This window comes from Rahnella ecdela, from assembly GCF_019049625.1.
In the GTDB taxonomy this organism is placed as follows: Bacteria; Pseudomonadota; Gammaproteobacteria; order Enterobacterales; family Enterobacteriaceae; genus Rahnella; species Rahnella ecdela.
The window spans coordinates 25,255-44,092 of the sequence record NZ_JAFMOY010000131.1 but is presented as its reverse complement, the minus strand read 5'-3'; the positions used below and the strand labels follow the sequence as shown (position 1 = coordinate 44,092).

General features: G+C 50.3%; 21 protein-coding genes. 5 read left to right on the top strand and 16 right to left on the bottom strand.

Features of this window, described 5'->3' with window-relative positions:
* The first annotated feature begins 1 nt into the window (after position 1).
* Positions 2–763 carry a molybdopterin-synthase adenylyltransferase MoeB gene (gene moeB, locus J1784_RS18840; protein ID WP_217150465.1) on the top strand — a complete coding sequence of 254 codons (762 nt, stop codon included), beginning with the start codon at positions 2–4 and terminating at the stop codon, positions 761–763.
* Between the two features lie 68 nt (positions 764–831).
* Here the strand turns inward: moeB and J1784_RS18835 are convergent, their stop codons facing one another.
* The 10 genes from J1784_RS18835 to J1784_RS18790 form a co-directional block, all read right to left on the bottom strand.
* Positions 832–1,173, bottom strand: coding sequence for a DUF1240 domain-containing protein (locus tag J1784_RS18835; RefSeq protein ID WP_217150464.1), 342 nt, complete (start codon positions 1,171–1,173; stop codon positions 832–834).
* A gap of 119 nt (positions 1,174–1,292) precedes the next feature.
* Positions 1,293–1,745 carry a DUF1240 domain-containing protein gene (locus J1784_RS26535; protein ID WP_217150463.1) on the bottom strand — a complete coding sequence of 151 codons (453 nt, stop codon included), beginning with the start codon at positions 1,743–1,745 and terminating at the stop codon, positions 1,293–1,295.
* A gap of 1 nt (position 1,746) precedes the next feature.
* Positions 1,747–2,250, bottom strand: coding sequence for a hypothetical protein (locus tag J1784_RS18825; protein WP_217150462.1), 504 nt, complete (start codon positions 2,248–2,250; stop codon positions 1,747–1,749).
* The gene (locus tag J1784_RS18820; RefSeq protein ID WP_217150461.1) at positions 2,247–2,702 is read right to left on the bottom strand and encodes a DUF1240 domain-containing protein; all 456 of its coding nucleotides are present in this window, start codon (positions 2,700–2,702) and stop codon (positions 2,247–2,249) included. The genes J1784_RS18825 and J1784_RS18820 overlap by 4 nt, the downstream gene beginning before the upstream one ends.
* 6 nt (positions 2,703–2,708) lie before the next feature.
* The gene (locus tag J1784_RS18815; protein WP_217150460.1) at positions 2,709–3,593 is read right to left on the bottom strand and encodes a hypothetical protein; all 885 of its coding nucleotides are present in this window, start codon (positions 3,591–3,593) and stop codon (positions 2,709–2,711) included.
* Positions 3,590–4,045: a DUF1240 domain-containing protein gene (locus tag J1784_RS18810; protein ID WP_217150459.1), complete on the bottom strand. Its 456-nt coding sequence runs from the start codon at positions 4,043–4,045 to the stop codon at positions 3,590–3,592. Before J1784_RS18810 ends, J1784_RS18815 begins: the two co-directional genes overlap by 4 nt.
* Before the next feature lie 13 nt (positions 4,046–4,058).
* On the bottom strand, positions 4,059–4,934 hold the full coding sequence (locus tag J1784_RS18805) for a hypothetical protein (RefSeq protein WP_217150458.1): 876 nt from the start codon (positions 4,932–4,934) through the stop codon (positions 4,059–4,061).
* 13 nt (positions 4,935–4,947) lie between these two features.
* A complete protein-coding gene (locus J1784_RS18800; RefSeq protein WP_217150457.1) occupies positions 4,948–5,427 on the bottom strand; it encodes an Hcp family type VI secretion system effector in 480 nt (159 codons plus the stop codon).
* 248 nt (positions 5,428–5,675) lie between these two features.
* A complete protein-coding gene (locus J1784_RS18795) occupies positions 5,676–7,271 on the bottom strand; it encodes an ABC-F family ATPase (RefSeq protein ID WP_095922705.1) in 1,596 nt (531 codons plus the stop codon).
* A gap of 186 nt (positions 7,272–7,457) precedes the next feature.
* Complete coding sequence (locus J1784_RS18790) at positions 7,458–8,345, bottom strand: nucleoside-specific channel-forming protein Tsx (RefSeq protein WP_217150456.1); 888 nt, start codon at positions 8,343–8,345, stop codon at positions 7,458–7,460.
* A 348-nt stretch (positions 8,346–8,693) separates the two neighbouring features.
* On the opposite strand from J1784_RS18790, the gene parS reads away from it, so the two are divergent.
* Together parS and J1784_RS18780 are read left to right on the top strand one after the other, a co-directional pair.
* Entirely contained in the window at positions 8,694–9,155 is a 462-nt protein-coding gene (parS, locus tag J1784_RS18785; RefSeq protein WP_217150455.1) for a type II RES/Xre toxin-antitoxin system antitoxin, read from the top strand.
* Positions 9,152–9,610 carry an RES family NAD+ phosphorylase gene (locus tag J1784_RS18780; RefSeq protein ID WP_217150454.1) on the top strand — a complete coding sequence of 153 codons (459 nt, stop codon included), beginning with the start codon at positions 9,152–9,154 and terminating at the stop codon, positions 9,608–9,610. Before parS ends, J1784_RS18780 begins: the two co-directional genes overlap by 4 nt.
* Before the next feature lie 36 nt (positions 9,611–9,646).
* On the opposite strand, the gene J1784_RS18775 is transcribed toward J1784_RS18780, so the two are convergent.
* Both J1784_RS18775 and J1784_RS18770 read right to left on the bottom strand, forming a co-directional pair.
* Positions 9,647–10,099, bottom strand: coding sequence for a DMT family transporter (locus J1784_RS18775; protein ID WP_217150453.1), 453 nt, complete (start codon positions 10,097–10,099; stop codon positions 9,647–9,649).
* Between the two features lie 3 nt (positions 10,100–10,102).
* On the bottom strand, positions 10,103–10,537 hold the full coding sequence (locus J1784_RS18770) for a DMT family transporter (RefSeq protein WP_217150452.1): 435 nt from the start codon (positions 10,535–10,537) through the stop codon (positions 10,103–10,105).
* 102 nt (positions 10,538–10,639) lie between these two features.
* Here J1784_RS18770 and J1784_RS18765 point away from each other — a divergent pair, with 102 nt between their 5' ends.
* Positions 10,640–11,569, top strand: coding sequence for a LysR family transcriptional regulator (locus J1784_RS18765; RefSeq protein ID WP_217150451.1), 930 nt, complete (start codon positions 10,640–10,642; stop codon positions 11,567–11,569).
* Positions 11,570–12,150: 581 nt separating this feature from the next.
* Here the strand turns inward: J1784_RS18765 and J1784_RS18760 are convergent.
* The 4 genes from J1784_RS18760 to betI form a co-directional block, all read right to left on the bottom strand.
* On the bottom strand, positions 12,151–12,606 hold the full coding sequence (locus tag J1784_RS18760; RefSeq protein WP_217150450.1) for a GNAT family N-acetyltransferase: 456 nt from the start codon (positions 12,604–12,606) through the stop codon (positions 12,151–12,153).
* 88 nt (positions 12,607–12,694) lie between these two features.
* Positions 12,695–14,380, bottom strand: a complete 1,686-nt coding sequence (gene betA, locus J1784_RS18755) for a choline dehydrogenase (RefSeq protein WP_217150449.1) — start codon at positions 14,378–14,380, stop codon at positions 12,695–12,697.
* A 24-nt stretch (positions 14,381–14,404) separates the two neighbouring features.
* Positions 14,405–15,874 carry a betaine-aldehyde dehydrogenase gene (gene betB / locus J1784_RS18750; protein ID WP_217150448.1) on the bottom strand — a complete coding sequence of 490 codons (1,470 nt, stop codon included), beginning with the start codon at positions 15,872–15,874 and terminating at the stop codon, positions 14,405–14,407.
* Positions 15,875–15,918: 44 nt separating this feature from the next.
* Positions 15,919–16,500 carry a transcriptional regulator BetI gene (betI, locus tag J1784_RS18745; RefSeq protein ID WP_217150447.1) on the bottom strand — a complete coding sequence of 194 codons (582 nt, stop codon included), beginning with the start codon at positions 16,498–16,500 and terminating at the stop codon, positions 15,919–15,921.
* A 235-nt stretch (positions 16,501–16,735) separates the two neighbouring features.
* On the opposite strand from betI, the gene J1784_RS18740 reads away from it, so the two are divergent.
* Entirely contained in the window at positions 16,736–18,790 is a 2,055-nt protein-coding gene (locus J1784_RS18740; protein ID WP_217150446.1) for a choline transporter, read from the top strand.
* The last annotated feature ends 48 nt before the right edge of the window (positions 18,791–18,838 follow it).

The following is an 18,838-nucleotide window of genomic DNA, read 5'->3' as shown; positions in this document are numbered from 1 at the left end:
AATGACCACTCTGCCGGAACTGACAGACGCTGAAACCCTGCGCTATAACCGCCAGATTGTGCTGAAAGGGTTTGATTTTGACGCACAGGAGCAACTGAAAGCCAGCCATGCGCTGATTGTCGGACTGGGGGGTTTAGGCTGTGCCGCCGCGCAATATCTGGCGGCAGCCGGTACGGGCACATTAACGCTGCTGGATTTCGATACGGTTTCGCTTTCTAACCTGCAACGCCAGACACTGCATACTGACGAGCGGATCGGAATGCCGAAAGTCGAATCCGCCGCGATAGCGCTGGCGGCAATCAATCCGCATATCCGCTTACATCAGATTAATGCACAGGCGGATGAAGCTTTGTTACGTGAGTTGATCGCCGCCTGCGACGTGGTGGTTGACTGCACTGACAATGTCACGACGCGTAATCAGCTGAACAGTGAATGTTTCGCGCAGAAAAAACCGCTGGTTTCCGGCGCCGCCATTCGTATGGAAGGCCAGCTCAGCGTGTTTACCTACCAGCCGCAGGAGCCCTGCTACCGCTGTCTGAGCCGGTTGTTTGGCGAAAATGCGCTGACCTGCGTGGAAGCAGGGGTCATGGCCCCTCTGGTCGGCACCATTGGCAGTTTGCAGGCGATGGAAACCATCAAACTGCTGACAAAATTTGGCGAAACTCCGCGCGGAAAACTGCTGATGTTCGACGCCATGACGTTGCAGTTCCGCGAGATGAAACTGATGAAAGACCCGAGCTGTGAAGTGTGTGGGGATTATTGATAGAAAGTCGGGTGCTGTAAACCTCGGATAAAAACGAGCAGTTTGTCTCCGCCCGTTAAACACTGGCGTTACTTATCATCATAAGACTGCCAGTGTTTTGGTGTGATAGTTTTGCAGAGTTGTGGGTCGATAACATAGTAAGCGCTGAGTTTTTCTTCGTGACAGCGTGTATAAGGTGAGGCCATCAGTACAAAGGGGATTATCCACATAGCAATGTAAGAAAAGGCAAAAACAGCTACGCTCAAATACATCCAAACCTTTCCAAGGGCAGTAGGTTTTTTGGGTGCCAGCAGGCCTTTTGAAAACAACGTGCGCGATGAAAAAAATAATATGTAAACCAGAATAGGCATTCCGCCGACTGCTGCAAAGCTGCCGCGGTCAAATATAATAATATCTTTGTGTCTTAACAAGGAAAGCACCTGATAGAGCTCTCCAAAGTTAATGACGAAATATATCAAACCTAAGAAAACACATACCAAAAACACCGTAAGTAATTTATAAAAAAACCATTTTTACCATGTGTATTCTCTCATTTTTTCACCCATTGATCAGGAACAATGGTTTTGCACAGATCCGGGTTAATCACGTAGTAACTGCTGTACTTTCCCATATTGCATGAGGTATAGGGCGACGCCATTAAGATAAAGGGGATGACGAAAGCGGCGATAAAACCTGCAAAAAATGCCACGATACTAACCCCTCCCCAAACGGAACCAATGCGAGTTTTTGTTTTTATTGTTCCGGGGCCTTTTTTAATAAGCATTCTAAAAGCAAAAAAGAACATCCAGATGAACATGGGTATCCCACCCATACAAATTATAACTTTACCGCTGAACTCTATAACATCACCCTGAATAATTAATGATTTCACATTAACCATTTCCATATAAAAACAAATCACATAAATGAAGCCCACCGATATCGCCATTATAAAAATAGCGGCAGCTTTGAAAACCAGCCATTGCTGGATGTCTTTTTTCACTTTAATATCCGTTACCCAATGAATAATTATACAACGGCTTTGAATATCTAACATTCCAATCTGTTATTCTTTGGTATTCTGCCAAAGCATCACGTAGTTTTTGTTTTAGGCTCACTGAAAGCAGGAGGTGATCATCTAATTTGTTTAGACCTATATTTAAAACAATACCTGCTATAATCACAAACCCTACAATGACAACTACCGGTAAACTGCCTAAAGTCAATACTCCTGCAATAAGCCCGATAATCACACTCGCCACCACCGCCTTGGCTGCATCCATCGTAATGTCGCCAAGAAAATCAACAAGGTCATAGTCGGACTTAAAAATCAGTTCAATGGCGCGCCAGGCGAGCGAGGCAAAAATACAAAACCGGGTGCCTTTAATCAGCGCACTTCCCAGCCCGCGGGTCCCGATGCCCATTTCCAGCATCTGCGGATGATCTACCGCATATCGGGTGCCTTCAAGAATCTGCCGCCAGTAATCCGCACCTCTGAGTTCTGTCATTTTTTCACCCATTGGTCAGGAACAATGGTTTTGCACAGATCCGGGTTAATCACGTAGTAACTGCTGTACTTTCCTACATTGCATGAGGTATAGGGCGACGCCATTAAGATAAAGGGGATGACGAAAGCGGCGATAAACCCTAACAAAAAAGACGCTACACTTATAATCATCCATATATAACCGATCGCCGTGTATTTCTTAAAGGGCTGAATGCCTTTCTTAAAGAGCATTTTTAATGAACAAAAAAATGTCCATACAATTGCTGGAATCCCACCCATGCAAATTAAAACTTTACCACTAAATTCTATTACATCCCCATGAATGATTAATGATTTTACATTCACCATTTCCATATAAAAGAAAACCACATAAATGTAACCCAAAGAGAAAGCCATTAATAAAATAACACCACCTTTAAATACAAGCCATTGTCGTATGTATTCTTTATTCATTTAATATCAATTCCCTAAGGTATAATTGAACAGTACGCCTGAGTGCCTAAAGTTCCACTCATATATCTTTTTGTATTCCTTAATTGCGTTTCTAATCTGCTGTTTTAGAGTTACAGAAAGGCCAAAATGATCATCCAACACATTCAGGCTGTAATTCAACCCGATACCTACTGCTATAATTACAATTGTAGTAAGTACGATCGGCGCACTGATTAATGTTAACATCCCCCCGGCAATAACCCCGATAACCACACTCGCCACTACCGCCTTTGCTGCATCCATCGCAATATCGCCAAGGAAATCGACCAGGTCGTAGTCGGACTTAAAAATCAGTTCGATGACTCGCCACGCCAGTGAAGCAAAAATACAAAATCGGGTGCCTTTAATCAGCGCACTTCCCAGCCCGCGGATCCCGATGCCCATTTCCAGCATTTGCGGATGGTCGGCTGCGTAACGCGTGCCAGCCAGAATACGACGCATGCCCGGATAGCCGGTTATTTTAATGTACGTCTTGCCCTTAAAGGTGTATTCAATTGCTCTGATACCCAGCGACTTAAACCGAAATGCGATATCTCCCGCGGAATTCTCGAAAGTCATCATTTTGCCGATACTGCTGGTGCCTTCAAGAATATCTTTGATGTTACCGGGTGCCAGTTTATAGGAAAAAATACCATCTACCTCACCGAGTAATTCGTCGGTGACTTGCTGTGCTTCCTCCAGCGTAAGCAACATGATGTAACGGTTTTCGGTAATGAAGGTGCCATTTGCGAAAGCCATATCCCGTTGCACCGGGTTCATGCTCGGGAAAGAACTGAAAGTATCTTCTCCGCGCAATATGCGTTGGCCTTCATGCATGCGCCGCCAATAATCCGCACCTCTGAGTTCTGTCATTTTTTCATCCATTGGTCAGGAACAATGGTTTTGCACAGATCCGGGTTAATCACGTAGTAACTGCTGTATTTTCCTACATTGCATGAGGTATAGGGCGATACCATTAAGATAAAGGGAATGACGAAAGATGCGATAAAGCCTAAAACAAAAGACACTACACTAATGACCATCCAAATATAGCCAATCGTAGTATATTTCTTAAAAGGTTCGATACCTTTCTTAAACAACATTTTCAATGCAAAGAAGAATACCCAAATGAACATAGGAATTCCACCAATACATATTATGACCTTACCACTATATTCAATGGCATCCCCCAAAACAATTAATGACTTGGTATTAAACGTCTCCACCAAATCATTAACCCCATAAACATAACATAAGGAAACGGCCATTAAAATAATGGATCCACCTTTGAAAATCAGCCATTGTTGAATATATTTTTTGTTCATTTCAATATACCATTCATAATGCATAGTTAAACAGTGGATCTGAGTGTATAAAGTTCCACTCATTGATTTTTTTATACTCAGTTAATGCAAACCTCAGCTTTTCCTTTAAACTTACTGACAGGCCCTGCTTATCATCTAATTTATTTAAATCGATATTTAGGTATACACCTGCGATGATGACAATGCCTGCAATAATAACTATTGGTACGCTGCATAAAGTCAATACTCCAGCAATAACCCCAATAACCACACTCGCCACCACCGCCTTGGCTGCATCCATCGTAATGTCGCCAAGAAAATCGACCAGGTCGTAGTCAGATTTAAAAATCAGTTCTATGACTCGCCAGGCGAGCGAGGCAAAAATACAAAATCGGGTGCCTTTAATCAGCGCACTCCCCAACCCGCGGGTCCCGATGCCCATTTCCAACATTTGCGGATGATCTGCGGCGTAACGCGTGCCCGCCAGAATACGACGCATCCCCGGATAGCCGGTTATTTTAATGTACGTCTTGCCCTTAAAGGTGTATTCAATTGCTCTGATACCCAGCGACTTAAACCGAAATGCGATATCTCCCGCGGAATTCTCGAAAGTCATCATTTTGCCAATACTGCTGGTGCCTTCCAGAATATCTTTAATGTTACCGGGTGCCAGGTTATAGGAAAAAATACCATCCACCTCACCGAGCAATTCATCAGTGACTTGCTGCGCTTCCTCCAGCGTAAGCAACATGATGTAACGATTTTCGGTTATGAAGGTGCCATTCGTGAAAGCCATATCCCTTTGCACCGGGTTCATGCTCGGGAAAGAACTGAATGTATCTTCCCCCCGCAAAATACGCTGGCCTTCATGCATCCGCCGCCAGTAATCCGCACCTCTGAGTTCTGTCATTTTTCATCCCTGATCAATAAACGCGTTCATTCCATAAACTGTAAGCGCTTGTGCCCGCAATACAGTGCTCCCATGTGATCGTTTCATAACTGAAACTCACTCTTTCCTGTGCTTCTGCTCCACTCTCGAGAATGCTGTGCGGCACAATAAAGTCGATATTCGTCACACGGGCACCGGTTAACTTCACCTTGAAATAACACTCGCCCATACCGGTTTTGTTAATACGTTGCAGTTCTAAATCACAGGTCATTATTTCATTATCTGAAATGGCTTTTCCCAACAAGGGCGTGGATTTATCTATCTGCTTGAGGATGGTTACGACGTGATGATTCACGTTCTGTGCGCGGGATAAGGTGTGTTTCATGCTATAGACCATAATCTGGTCGATGTGTCCTATTTGCGCTTTATTACCAATTGAATCCATAGAAGAACATCCGCCAGAGATCAGTCCCTGGGTTTGTCCGTTTAAGGTGAGATAGGTTAAGTTTGCCATATTAGTCCCTTATGAATTACATGAATGGATAATTAAAATTAAGATGTTAATGACATATTTTGAGCATGAGTTTGTTCCTGCTTTTTTTGAAATACAAGCTCTATTGTTTTATTATCGGGATGTGTTATTTAAGCCATTCACATCATCAATATAAAATAGAATATATATGCTAATTTTAAGACTTATTTATGAGGCATAAAAAAAGGCCGCAACGTTAACCGTTGCGGCCTTTTTAGCGGGATCTATAATTAGCTATTGATACCCTGACTACGTAAGTAATCTTCGTAGTTACCCGAGAAGTCGATAACACGGGTCGGGGTCATTTCCAGAATACGGGTTGCCAGAGAGCTGACGAATTCACGGTCGTGGGAAACGAAGATCAGCGTACCTTCGTACATTTCCAGCGCCATGTTCAGCGATTCGATGGATTCCATATCCAGGTGGTTGGTTGGTTCATCCATAATCAGGATGTTTGGACGCTGCATCATCAGTTTCCCGAATAACATACGACCTTTTTCACCACCGGAAAGCACTTTCACTTTCTTCTTAATGTCATCCTGGCCGAACAGCAGACGGCCTAGCACGCCACGCACAGCCTGCTCGTCGTCTTTCTCGGATTTCCACTGGCTCATCCAGTCGAATACGTTCAGGGTATCGTCGAATTCATATTCGTGATCCTGCGCGTAGTAGCCGATTTTGGAGTTTTCGGACCATTTCACTGAACCGCTTTCCGGCTCGTGCTCGCCGACCAGCGTTTTCAACAGAGTCGATTTACCGATACCGTTGGCGCCCAGAATCGCGACTTTCTCGCCCACTTCCAGCATCAGGCCGAGGTTTTTAAACAGCGGACCGTTATCGAAACCTTTGGTGATTTTTTCCACTTCCAGTGCGTTACGGAACAATTTCTTGTCCTGCTCAAAACGCATGTAAGGGTTCTGACGGCTGGATGCTTTGATTTCATCGAGCTGAATTTTGTCAATCTGACGGGCACGGGACGTCGCCTGTTTAGATTTGGAGGCGTTGGCACTGAAGCGGCTGACGAAAGATTGCAGTTCAGCAATCTGCGCTTTCTTCTTGGCGTTGTTGGCGCTGAGAAGTTCACGAGCCTGCGTAGCCGCCGTCATGTATTCATCGTAGTTGCCCGGATATACGCGAAGTTCGCCGTAGTCCAGATCCGCCATGTGCGTACACACCATGTTCAGGAAGTGACGGTCATGCGAGATGATGATCATGGTGCTGTTACGTTCGTTCAGCACTTGCTCCAGCCAGCGAATGGTATCGATGTCCAGGTTGTTCGTCGGTTCGTCGAGCAGCAGGATTTCCGGATCGGAAAACAGCGCCTGCGCCAGAAGCACACGCAGTTTAAAGCCCGGTGCGATTTCACTCATCGGGCCATAATGTTGCTCAACTGGAATACCAACGCCCAGCAGCAGCTCACCGGCACGAGATTCAGCGCTGTAGCCGTCCATTTCACCGTAAGCGACTTCCAGATCAGCCACTTTGTAGCCATCTTCTTCGCTCATTTCCGCCATTGCGTAAATGCGGTCGCGCTCTTCCTTCACTTCCCACAATTCGGTGTGGCCCATGATCACGGTGTCCAGCACGCTGAACTGTTCGAAGGCGAACTGATCCTGGCGTAATTTACCCAGACGTTCGTTCGGATCAAGAACGACGTTACCGCCAGAAGGCACTAAATCGCCACCGAGGATCTTCATGAAAGTGGACTTGCCACAACCGTTCGCGCCAATCAGGCCATAACGATTACCGCCGCCAAATTTCACGTTAATGTTTTCAAATAACGGCTTGCTGCCGAATTGCATGGTGATGTTGTAAGTACTTAGCACAACGCTCGCTCTTAATTGGGAAATGTGATTTGGCGCGCATTATGCCACAACGCCGCGATGGGATCGCCTCCCGTTGTGTACATTTTTCGCGCAATAGATAAAAAAGTCCCTGACAGACTCGATCAACACGGAGAAATAAAAACAAAAAACCCGGCACAGGCCGGGTTTTTGGGACAGCTTCAGATATCAGAAGCTGTAACCGATCACGCCGTAGTAACCCCAGCCGGTGGACTTCACGTCGAAGTTACCGTTGCCAAAGTTCAGCTCAGCGCCATCAGCCCACTGGCCGCCGTTGTGGAAGTAACGCGCCACGAACGAGTAATGCCAGTGCGTATAGTTCAGCGCCAGGATATGGCTGGATGCGATGGAGTTGTTAGAACGCGCTTTGTTGCCGTTCAGGTCACGGAAATCGTCATCACCCAATGAGGAGCCCCAGTCGAAGTTGGTGAAGCCGATGTAGCTCAGGCTGCCGCCCCACAACTGTGTCAGCGGAACAAAGTATTTCACTTTGAAACGGTAACCGTCCCAGCTGTTTTCATTGGCTGCGCTGTAGTTTTCCCATTGGTATTTCGCATACACGTTCATAGACAGGCTCATCGGCAGGCCGGTGTCGATATCGGTGCCCAGACCCATGTACCAGGTGTTCTGACGGTTATCGCTGTCCGGGCCCATATCGTAGATATAGTTGTTAGCGAAATACCATTCTTTGAACGGACCAAAGCTCAGATCAGTGCCGGTCAGCTTATCGATAGAGAAACGCGGTTCGATTTCCATAAACATCGGAGAACCGTTTTTATCCCAGATACCGGTGTCGTTACCGTTACCGGCGCCGAAGGTTTTAGGAATATCGATATAGCCGTAGAAATCAAACCAGTCTTTGTGCGCAAACGCTTCATATTCAAGGTAAACGTCGTTACGCAGCGTCGGTCCGAAACGGGTGTCGGCGCTTCCTACAACGTTTACACTCTGGTGCCACCAGTCAGAAACAAATTCGCCCTTGCTATCATCAGCGAGCACGGTCGCGCTGTAGGACAAAGCCATCAAAGCGCCTGCTGCAATAATTTTATTTTTCATATTTATACCAGAAGCGGGGGTGGGACAACGCCTTGCCACTTTCAGACGTTGCATAAAACAAACCCTAAAACTGTGATCCGCAACCGATTGCCGCACATAGTGCATAAAACCTGCAATTTCCAGTCACTTCCTACAAGAGTCGACTTTTCTTAGCTAATAAATAGATTTGGTCAAGGTTTGTCAATTTCTGTTTCATTCTGATACATCCCTAACGTGACATTTATCACATATATGTTTCATGAAGACTTCATCCACAAGTCAGTGGCAATAAAAACATCGTTCACAAAACGAACATTCGTTATTTGTCATGCTATAGTAATGACAAATAACGGTGCGGAGGCACACTGTATGAATTCTAAAATTTCCGGGCTGTCTTCCAGCCTTATGCAAGAACCTGCAACACCGCTTTGGCAATCTGCGGGACTTCCCGCAAGCAGCGGAATTAGTTTGATTAATGCCATACAAAAGGGATTTCCGGTTGATAGTATCAGCCGTCTTAATACTGAGCTGGGCTGGCCGAAAATGGTGTTACTGGAAATCATGGGGATTAACGAACGCAACTACGCACGTCGTAAAGCCGGGAACGGATTGCTTAAAAGTGAAGAAAGCGAGCGTGTGGCGCGGCTGGTACGCATTGTTGATGCCGCCACCGATTTGTTTGAAGGGGATCGTGGCTCTGCGCTTGAATGGTTCACACGCCCTGCTCCTGCGCTGGATGGTTCACGTCCGCTGGAACTGCTGTCATCCGAAGCGGGTGCAGTGGAAGTCAGTCGTCTGATTGGACGTCTTGAGCACGGTGTTTTCAGTTGAAGCTATTTCGTATCGTGCAAACACGCCATCTGGCGACAGCCTGGTCGGGCGCGGGCGCGCAACTCTATGGCGGACGTTGGAATCCACCCGGCAAGCCGGTAGTGTATGTCACCACCAGTATTTCTCTGGCGATCCTGGAAATCCTGGTACATCTGCAAAACAGTATGCTGATGCGCTCGTATACATTGCTGAGTATTGAAGTGCCCGAGGAACTGCTGGATACGCTGGAAGTGTCAGAACTGGCATCTGACTGGAGAAGTGCATCACCGCCGGACAGTACACAAAGTCAGGGTGATGCCTGGCTCGCGGAAGGTGATTATGTCGGGCTTAAGGTGCCGTCGGTCATCGTTCCATCGGAATACAACGCTTTGCTGAATCCGCTGCATCCGGCTTTTGCCGATTTACTGAGTTCCGTCGAACGCGAGCCGATGATATTTGACCCGCGTCTGCAATAGCTACTATTACAGAACCGGGTCATTTTCTTTCAGAGACTACTCTGCTTTGCGATTACTGCGATATATCAGCGCCAGTGCAATAATCAGGCACGGAATGGCCGCCAGCCGGTGCCATGACAGCGCGATTTGCGCATTATCGAGCCAGCCAAAATTATCAATCAACATTCCCATGCTCAGCTGTCCCAGGATCACTGCGACGGTTGCCGCTGCGGTACCGACACGCGGCACGGCGGTTACCATAATAATGATATAAGGCACGCCAAATAACGCACCTGCGAGCTGCCATTTCGGCACCGTCAGTAAGGTTTCCGGTTGCGGCGTTTGCAGGAATAGCAACAGCACGGCAGTAATTGCAGCGCCGACGCTAAAAGTCAGAAAGGCACTTTTCAGCACACCGACCTTTTCTCCCAACTGCCCGTTGACTGCCGCCTGCATACTCAGCGCTGCTCCCGCGACAATCGCCAGAATAATCATAATCAGTTCAGTCATGGTTCAGCCCCAGGCAATCAGAATAAGTGCAGCAATGATAAATAACAGCGCCAGCAGACGATCGCGCCCCACTTTCTTGTGTGGTGTACCAAACCAGCCGTAGTGGTCGATTAGCACACTCTTTGCCACCTGCCCTGACAAAATCGCAATCATGGTCATGCCGATGCCAATCACCGGTGTCGACAGCGTCAGAACCACGACATACACAGGACCGAGCACGCCGCCAAGCAGTTTCCAGCCGGGTTGCTCTGTCAAAGAAGCCGCATTACGTGGGCTGAAAAACAGCACCAGCAAACCGGTCAACACTGCGCCGACGCCGAAAATGCTCAGCGTTGCCCACAAATGCCCGACTTCCGTTCCCAGCGGACCAATCAGCCCGGCTTCCAGTGAAAGCCCCATGCCCGCCAGAATGACCAGCGGAATTAACATCAGATTCATCATTACCCTGCTTTTAGTTTTTTAAGAGGCGGCGACTATAGCGTGACACAACTATGCGAAAAACAGCATAATCAGGAAAATACCTTTGCAGGAATCGCACAGATGAAAGGTTTTAATCAAATCACTATTCAGGCATTGCGCCTGTATGTCGCCGTACTGGGTCAGGGAAACTTCTCTGAAGTCGCGCGCCGGGAAGCGATGTCGCCATCAACCGTATCGCGGGTAATTTCTCAGCTGGAACAGGCATTGCAGACGCAACTATTGTATCGCAATACCCGCGCTGTCAGTCCGACAGAATCAGGCAAACTTCTGGCAGAACATGCCCGTCAGGTGTTGACTCAGCTAGATCTCGCCGCACTGGATTTGCAGGAACAGGACAGCGAGCCCGGCGGATTGATCCGCATCAACGCCCCGGTGGTTTTTGGTCAGCGTCATCTTGCCCCCTGGCTTCATGAACTGAACGCGCGGTATCCACGCCTGAATATTGAGCTGATGCAAACGGATGATTTCATCGACCCGTTACAGGACAGCGTGGATTTGCTGATCCGCATTGGCGTGATGACGGATTCCACCTTACAAGCCCGCACGCTGGGCCAGCAGAACTTCCGTCTCGCCGCCAGCCCGGAATATCTGGCGCGTTTTGGTACGCCCGCAACGCCTGATGATTTGCTCAACCACAGTTGTCTGGTATTTAAAGGATTCGCCGGTTCTCAGCGCTGGTATTTTCGCCAGACTGGTGAGGAATGGCGCTCGTGGAATTTACGTGGCGCATTAACCAGCAATAACGCCGAAACCCTGACGCAAGCCGCTATCGACGCCATGGGGCTGGTTGTATTCCCCACCTGGCTGATAGGCGATGCACTGCGCGACGGACGGCTGGTCAGCGTACTGGAAGGTTATCAGGTCTCGACGTCGCCAGAGCCGCAGACCATATCGGCGCTGTATCCGAACAGCCGGCGCCCGTCGATAAAAGTCCGGGCGGTGATTGATTTTCTGGTTGAGAAGTTCGGGAGCCCGGCGTACTGGGAGTAAAGCGTTGCACTGAGGTCTTTGTTGAATAGTCCGAGACAATTTTGGTTTTTCAAGTGCAGCGACCACCTGACTCGCCGCGCCGAAACCGACCAGAGGGGAAAGGCTTTTCCCCTCTGAACTCCCTTCGTTTTTCTCAACACGCGCTCCGCTCGCTGGCTATGTTTCAGGTATCACCGCGACAGGCTGGAAATCTTGCCGCTTCGCGATTCCTTCGTTTCGGGATTGCAGCCTATGGTCTGCAACCTCTCACTCAGCAAGATTTCTGAACCGCCCGCACGATCTTAAATTCAAAAACCAAAGGGTTTTAGCTTTTAGAATAGTTGATTGGCGTGCTCAAAAATGGCACCGAATGAACGGTTCGGGATCTATGGCTCGAAACCTGAAATTCGGGATTCGCGCAGCGATGACATTTTGCGCCACTCACCAATGCACCGGAACATGTCCATCGTTCCTGCGGCAGCGCGCAGTAAAAGAGCCGGAGATTCTTAAGAGGCGCGGCGATAGGCGCCTCTTAAGGCCAGTGTGGGTGGCAACCCACGGTGTTGACGTTGACCTTGAAGTTAAAGTTAAAAGCTAACCCTTTACCCCAATTCCATCCCCACATGCGGTATCCCGTCTTCATCATAAATCTCGGTATACGCGACAAACCCCAGCCGTCCGTAGAAGCCCTGCAAATGTGCCTGCGCGGATATCGCGACGCGTGCGCCCGGCCAGTGTTTCTGGCAGGAAGCCAGTGCCTGTTCCATCAGCTGATAACCCAGTTTCAGGCCGCGGGCGGAAGGGGCGACGATTACCCGTCCGATAGCGACCTCATTTTCGAGGCGCAGGATACGGGCGTAAGCGGCAACATGGCCGTTGAGCCAGGCGACGATATGGCGGTTTTCACCGGCCAGATCTTGCCCGTCGATATCCTGATAAACGCAGGTTTGCTCGACCACGAACACTTCGCTGCGCAGTGCCAGAATGGCGTAAAGCTGCGCCGCGTTCAGTTCGCTGTGATGATAATCCTGCCAGTGAAGCGTTGATGAATCAGCCATGAATAAGTGCCCTGCCTTTTATGAAACCAAAAAAAAAGAGATATTCCTGAGAATATCTCTTTTTAACACAAGTTTTACAGCCAGTTAATCAGGCAGATTTTTTCAACGGTGGCGTACGTACCGGTGCATCGCCTGCGGTGTAATACTCAGCAGTGCTGCGCGGTAAGGGCTGGCGGCCACGGATTTTATCAGCAATCTTTTCGGCAATCATAATCGTTGTCGCGTTCAGGTTGCCGGTAATGATCTGCGGCATGATTGAAGCATCCACCACGCGCAGGTTTTCTATACCGTGAACGCACCCTTCGCCATCCACTACCGCCAACTCATCAGTACCCATTTTGCAGGTACAGGAAGGATGGAATGCGGTTTCGGCGTGCTCGCGGATAAAGGCATCCAGCTCCTCGTCGGTTTGCACGTTTGCACCCGGACTGATTTCCCGGCCACGATAAGCATCCAGCGCAGGCTGATTCATGATTTCACGCGTGATGCGGATAGCATCGCGGAACTCCTGCCAGTCCTGCTCCGTTGCCATGTAATTAAACAAAATGCTCGGATGCTGGCGCGGATCTTTCGATTTCACCTGCACGCGGCCACGGCTTGGCGAACGCATTGAACCCACGTGTGCCTGAAAACCGTGCTCTTTCACCGCATTGCTGCCGTTGTAATTAATCGCCACCGGCAGGAAGTGATACTGAATATTCGGCCAGGCGAACTCTTCACGACTGCGGATAAAACCGCCCGCTTCGAATTGATTACTCGCGCCTACGCCGGTGCCTTTAAACAGCCACTCCGCGCCAATTGCAGGCTGGTTGTGCATCTGCAAGGCCGGGTATAAAGAGACCGGCTGTGTGCAGCTGTATTGCAGGTACATTTCCAGATGGTCCTGCAAATTCTCGCCAACGCCCGGTAAATCGTGCACCAGGGGGATCTCCAGACGGTTCAGCAGTTCTGCCGCGCCAACGCCGGAACGTTGAAGAATTTGCGGCGAAGCAATCGCGCCGCTGCATAACAGCACTTCACGTTTCGCATTCGCGGTTTTGGCATTGTAGTCGTCACCGTGGAAATAGCTGACGCCCGTGGCGCGCTTGCCTTCAAACAGAATACGGTCGGTCAGCGCGTGCGTCACGATGGTCAGATTGGGACGTGGTTTGGCCTGATCCAGATATCCGCGCGCAGTGCTTGCACGACGACCTTTTGGCGTCACGGTTCTGTCCATCGGACCAAAACCTTCCTGCTGATAACCGTTCAGATCGTCGGTGCGCGGATACCCTGCCTGCACACCGGCCTCAATCATGGCGTGGAACAGCGGATTGTTGCCTTTTTTCGGCGTCGCCACGCTGACAGGCCCGTCGCCACCGTGAAAATCATTCGGCCCGATATCACGGGTTTCGGCTTTGCGGAAATACGGCAGGCAGTCCAGATAACTCCAGTCTTCCAGACCCGGCGCTTTCGCCCAGTTATCGAAATCCATCGCGTTACCGCGGATGTAACACATGCCGTTAATCAGCGACGACCCGCCCAGACCTTTACCGCGTCCGCATTCCATACGGCGGTTATTCATGTGCGGTTCCGGGTCGGTTTCATATGCCCAGTTATAACGACGTCCCTGTAACGGGAACGCCAAGGCCGCAGGCATTTGTGTGCGGAAATCCAGACGATAATCCCGGCCACCCGCTTCGAGCAGCAGCACGCTGACGTTGCTGTCTTCGGTCAGACGGGTAGCGAGAACGTTGCCGGCAGAACCGGCACCGATAATGATGTAATCGTAATCCATTAAAATCTCCTCAGTTGCGGCGGATTAAAAGACTGAGCTGAACTCGCCCAGTTCGACCTGCACGGATTTGATTTGGGTGTAATGCTCAAGCGTGGTGACGCCGTTTTCGCGGCCAACGCCGGAATGCTTATAGCCGCCAACCGGCATTTCTGCCGCCGATTCGCCCCAGGTATTGACCCAGCAAATCCCGGCTTCGAGTTTGTGAATTACGCGGTGCGCGCGGTTGAGATCCTGCGTCACCAGTCCGGCCGCCAGACCGTATTCGGTATCGTTGGCGCGGCGGATCACTTCTTCTTCACTTTCATAAGTCAGAATGCTCATTACCGGCCCGAAGATTTCTTCGCGCGCAATCAGCATGTCATCGCGGCAATCGGTAAAGACCGTCGGGGCGACATAAGCGCCTTTCGCGTAGTCGCCGCTGGTGACGCGTTCGCCGCCGGTCAGCAACGTCGCGCCTTCACGTTTGCCGCTTTCGATATAACGCAGCACGGACTCCATGTGTGCAAAGCTGACCAGCGGACCGAAATTGACGTTTACGTCTGTCGGATCGCCCAGGCGGATACGTTTTACGCGTTCCAGCACTTTGGCTTCAAACGCTTTATGCAGGGCTTTCGGAATAAACACGCGGGTGCCGTTAGTACAAACCTGGCCGGAACTGTAGAAGTTCGCCATCATCGCGATATCGGCGGCTTTATCGAGATCTGCATCTTCAAAGACGATCAGCGGGGATTTGCCACCCAGCTCCATCGTCACTTCTTTCAGTGTGGATGCCGACGCGCTGGCCATGACTTTCTTGCCGGTTTTGATGCCGCCGGTGAAAGACACTTTAGCGATATCCGGATGATCGGTTAACGCCTGCCCGACGCTGGCCGCACCTGTCACCACGCTGAACACGCCATCCGGTACGCCCGCTTCGGTGTAGATTTCCGCCAGTTTCAGCGCAGTCAGCGAAGTGTTTTCACTCGGTTTGAACACCATCGCGTTACCGGCCGCCAGCGCAGGTGCGGATTTCCACAGAGCAATCTGAATCGGGTAGTTCCACGCGCCGATACCGGCTACCACGCCCAGCGGCTCACGGCGGGTATACACGAAGGAAGAATCGCGAAGCGGAATTTGCTGACCTTCGATAGCTGGGATCAGCCCGGCGTAATATTCCAGCACGTCAGCGCCGGTCACGATATCGACTGCCAGCGTTTCCGACAGCGGTTTGCCGGTGTCTGCGGTTTCAATGGCCGCCAGTTCATCGTTGCGCTCACGCAGAATATCCACGGCGCGGCGCAGAATACGCGAGCGGCTCATGGCGGTCATCGCCGCCCAGACTTTCTGGCCTTTCTGCGCGGACTTCACCGCCAGACTGACATCAGCGTGTGTAGCGGATTGCACCGTGGCAATCACTTCGCCGTTAGCCGGATTGACAGCATCGAAGGTTTCATCACCGGTACTGTCCTGAAAACGTCCGTTGATATAAAGTTTTTGCGTGCCGTAGCGGGACATAAATCTCTCCTCGGTCTGTGCGGTCTGAAGGTTTTCTGCTGTGCTCACCTGAGCTGCGATTCAATGTGGCGGCGGGTGATTTGCATCGCCTCGGCGCGGTTAAATTCTTTACCGCTGAGTGCGCCGCGCAGCCACAGGCCGTCAATCAGTGCGGCGGTGCTTTGCGCCGCCAGACGTGCCTCACTTTTGGGCAGAAAACGTCGAAATTCAGAACATAAATTTGAATAGAGCCGGCGGCTGTTGACCTGTTGCAGACGGTACAACTGCGGGTGATGCATACTGCTCGCCCAGAAAGCCAGCCAGGTTTTCATCGCCGCGCTGTTGGTCTGACTGTCGTCAAAATTGGCTTCTGCAATCGCATGCAGTCGCGCCGTCGGTGCGGTATCCGTCAGTTGCGCTAACCGCAACTGCACCCCTTCCCCCAGATGACTGAGCAAATAACGCATGGTCGCTTCCAGCAGGCCATTCTTGTCACGAAAATAGTGACTGATGATGCCGTTGGAGACGCCTGCACGGCGGGCGATCTGCGAAATCGACGCATCGTGCATCCCGACTTCGTTGACCGCCGCCAGGGTTGCCTCAATTAATTGCTGCCGTCTGATCGGCTGCATTCCTACTTTGGGCATGGTTCCGGCTCCTGAAAATGAGCGGGTTGAACGCGCTTAAAAAACCGTTTTTTTACGCTTTCGTACAACCTTGTTAACGCTCTTACGCCACCTATTTAACTTTTTTTTGATTGAACGTTCAATTAAAAATGCATATATTTTATTACCAATACGTTAGTAATTTGTATGAATTTTGGAGTTGGTAAGAAGCCAATTTATTGAAAAATAGTGATTAAATTGAAAGACAGGGGAAACGATGGCGATTGCCGATACGACAGAGAAACAAAGCGAAAAACCTCGCGACCAGCTGAATAAGGTCGTGTTCTTCACCTCCGCAGGTTTGATTTTAGCCTTCACATTAATGACCATTTTCTTCACCGATTTATCGGGAAAATGGATCAGTCTGACCCTCAACTGGGTGTCGGCCACCTTCGGCTGGTATTACATGCTGGCGGCGACGCTGTACATCGTGTTTGTAGTGTTCATAGCCTGCTCGCGCTTCGGTTCGATCAAACTAGGCCCTGAACAATCCAAACCCGAATTCAGCATGATGAGCTGGGCGGCCATGTTGTTTGCCGCCGGGATTGGTATCGATCTGATGTTCTTCTCGGTCGCGGAACCGGTGACACAATACATGTTGCCGCCGGAAGGTAAGGGCCAGACGCTGGAAGCAGCAAGGCAGGCGATGACCTGGACACTATTCCACTACGGGCTGACCGGTTGGGCGATGTATGCGCTGATGGGCATCGCGCTGGGGTATTTCAGCTACCGCTATAACCTGCCGCTGACTATCCGTTCAGCGCTTTATCCGATTTTCGGTAAACGTATTAACGGCCCGATCGGTCACAGCGTGGATATTGCCGCCGTCGTCGGCACCATATTTGGTATCGCGACCACGCTCGGTATTGGCGTGGTGCAGCTCAATTACGGGCTGAAAGTGCTGTTCCATATTCCTGAAAACCTGACCGTTCAGGCCGCCCTGATCCTGCTTTCGGTGGTGATGGCCACGGTGTCGGTAACGTCCGGCGTGAATAAAGGCATCCGTATTCTGTCAGAACTCAACGTGCTGCTGGCGCTGGGGCTGATTCTGTTCCTGCTGTTCTTTGGTAACACCGAATTCCTGCTCAATGCGTTGGTACTCAACATTGGTGATTACATCAACCGCTTTATGGGCATGACGCTCAACACTTTTGCCTTTGATCGTCCGACCGAATGGATGAACAGCTGGACCCTGTTCTTCTGGGCCTGGTGGGTGGCGTGGTCGCCGTTTGTCGGCCTGTTCCTCGCACGAATTTCTCGCGGGCGTACTATCCGTCAGTTCGTGCTGGGTACGCTTATCATTCCGTTCGTCTTCACCCTGCTGTGGCTGTCGATTTTCGGTAACAGTGCGCTGTATCAGATCCTGCACGGCAATCTGGATTTCGCCAACGAAGTGATTGCGCACCCTGAGCGCGGCGTTTACAGCCTGCTGGCGCAGTATCCCGGCTTCACGCTGAGTGCTTCTGTCGCCACCATCACTGGTCTGCTGTTTTATGTCACCTCGGCGGATTCCGGCTCACTGGTGCTGGGGAACTTCACCTCCAAACTCGCAGACATTAATAACGATGCGCCGAACTGGCTGCGGATTTTCTGGTCGGTCACCATCGGCGTGCTGACGCTGGGTATGCTGATGACCGACGGGGTTTCCGCGCTGCAAAACACCACGGTTATCATGGGCCTGCCGTTCAGCTTCGTGATTTTCTTCATCATGGCCGGATTGTATAAATCACTGCGTCTGGAAGATTATCGCCGCGCCAGCACACAACAGTCGCTGGCTCCGTTGCCGGCTACCAGTGATGCGGCGCTGAACTGGAAGCAACGTCTGTCGCGGGTGATGAATTATCCGGGCACGCGCCATACCCAGAAAATGATGGATACCGTTTGCCGTCCGGCGATGCAGGAAGTGGCACAGGAACTCGAGTTGCGTGGGGCGAAAGTCACGTTCAGCGAACATGAACCGCAGGAAGATGAGAAAATCGGGCCGCTGGAATTGCAGGTGGCGCTGGGTGAAGAGCAGAATTTCGTGTATCAGATCTGGCCGGTGCGCTATGCCGTCCCTGCTTTCACCTATCGCGCGCGCGCCGGAAAATCGCATTATTACCGGCTGGAAACCTTCCTGCTCGAAGGCACGCAAGGTAATGACCTGATGGACTTCACCAAACATCAGGTGATCAATGACATTCTGGATCAGTACGAACGTCATCTGAACTTCCTGCACATCAACCGCGAAGCGCCGGGAAATACCCTGACCTTCCCGGAACAGCCGGCCTGATCACGTAAAGCTGATAACAGCGACCTCACAAAAAACCCGCACAATGCG

Coding starts and splice junctions, on each gene's coding strand:
- moeB (WP_217150465.1), top strand. CDS start 2: ATGACCACTCTGCCGGAACTGACAGACGCTGAAACCCTGCGCTATAAC.
- J1784_RS18825 (WP_217150462.1), bottom strand. CDS start 2,250: ATGACAGAACTCAGAGGTGCGGATTACTGGCGGCAGATTCTTGAAGGC.
- J1784_RS18820 (WP_217150461.1), bottom strand. CDS start 2,702: ATGAATAAAGAATACATACGACAATGGCTTGTATTTAAAGGTGGTGTT.
- J1784_RS18815 (WP_217150460.1), bottom strand. CDS start 3,593: ATGACAGAACTCAGAGGTGCGGATTATTGGCGGCGCATGCATGAAGGC.
- J1784_RS18810 (WP_217150459.1), bottom strand. CDS start 4,045: ATGAACAAAAAATATATTCAACAATGGCTGATTTTCAAAGGTGGATCC.
- J1784_RS18805 (WP_217150458.1), bottom strand. CDS start 4,934: ATGACAGAACTCAGAGGTGCGGATTACTGGCGGCGGATGCATGAAGGC.
- J1784_RS18800 (WP_217150457.1), bottom strand. CDS start 5,427: ATGGCAAACTTAACCTATCTCACCTTAAACGGACAAACCCAGGGACTG.
- J1784_RS18790 (WP_217150456.1), bottom strand. CDS start 8,345: ATGAAAAATAAAATTATTGCAGCAGGCGCTTTGATGGCTTTGTCCTAC.
- parS (WP_217150455.1), top strand. CDS start 8,694: ATGAATTCTAAAATTTCCGGGCTGTCTTCCAGCCTTATGCAAGAACCT.
- J1784_RS18775 (WP_217150453.1), bottom strand. CDS start 10,099: ATGACTGAACTGATTATGATTATTCTGGCGATTGTCGCGGGAGCAGCG.
- J1784_RS18770 (WP_217150452.1), bottom strand. CDS start 10,537: ATGAATCTGATGTTAATTCCGCTGGTCATTCTGGCGGGCATGGGGCTT.
- J1784_RS18765 (WP_217150451.1), top strand. CDS start 10,640: ATGAAAGGTTTTAATCAAATCACTATTCAGGCATTGCGCCTGTATGTC.
- J1784_RS18760 (WP_217150450.1), bottom strand. CDS start 12,606: ATGGCTGATTCATCAACGCTTCACTGGCAGGATTATCATCACAGCGAA.
- betA (WP_217150449.1), bottom strand. CDS start 14,380: ATGGATTACGATTACATCATTATCGGTGCCGGTTCTGCCGGCAACGTT.
- betB (WP_217150448.1), bottom strand. CDS start 15,874: ATGTCCCGCTACGGCACGCAAAAACTTTATATCAACGGACGTTTTCAG.
- betI (WP_217150447.1), bottom strand. CDS start 16,500: ATGCCCAAAGTAGGAATGCAGCCGATCAGACGGCAGCAATTAATTGAG.
- J1784_RS18740 (WP_217150446.1), top strand. CDS start 16,736: ATGGCGATTGCCGATACGACAGAGAAACAAAGCGAAAAACCTCGCGAC.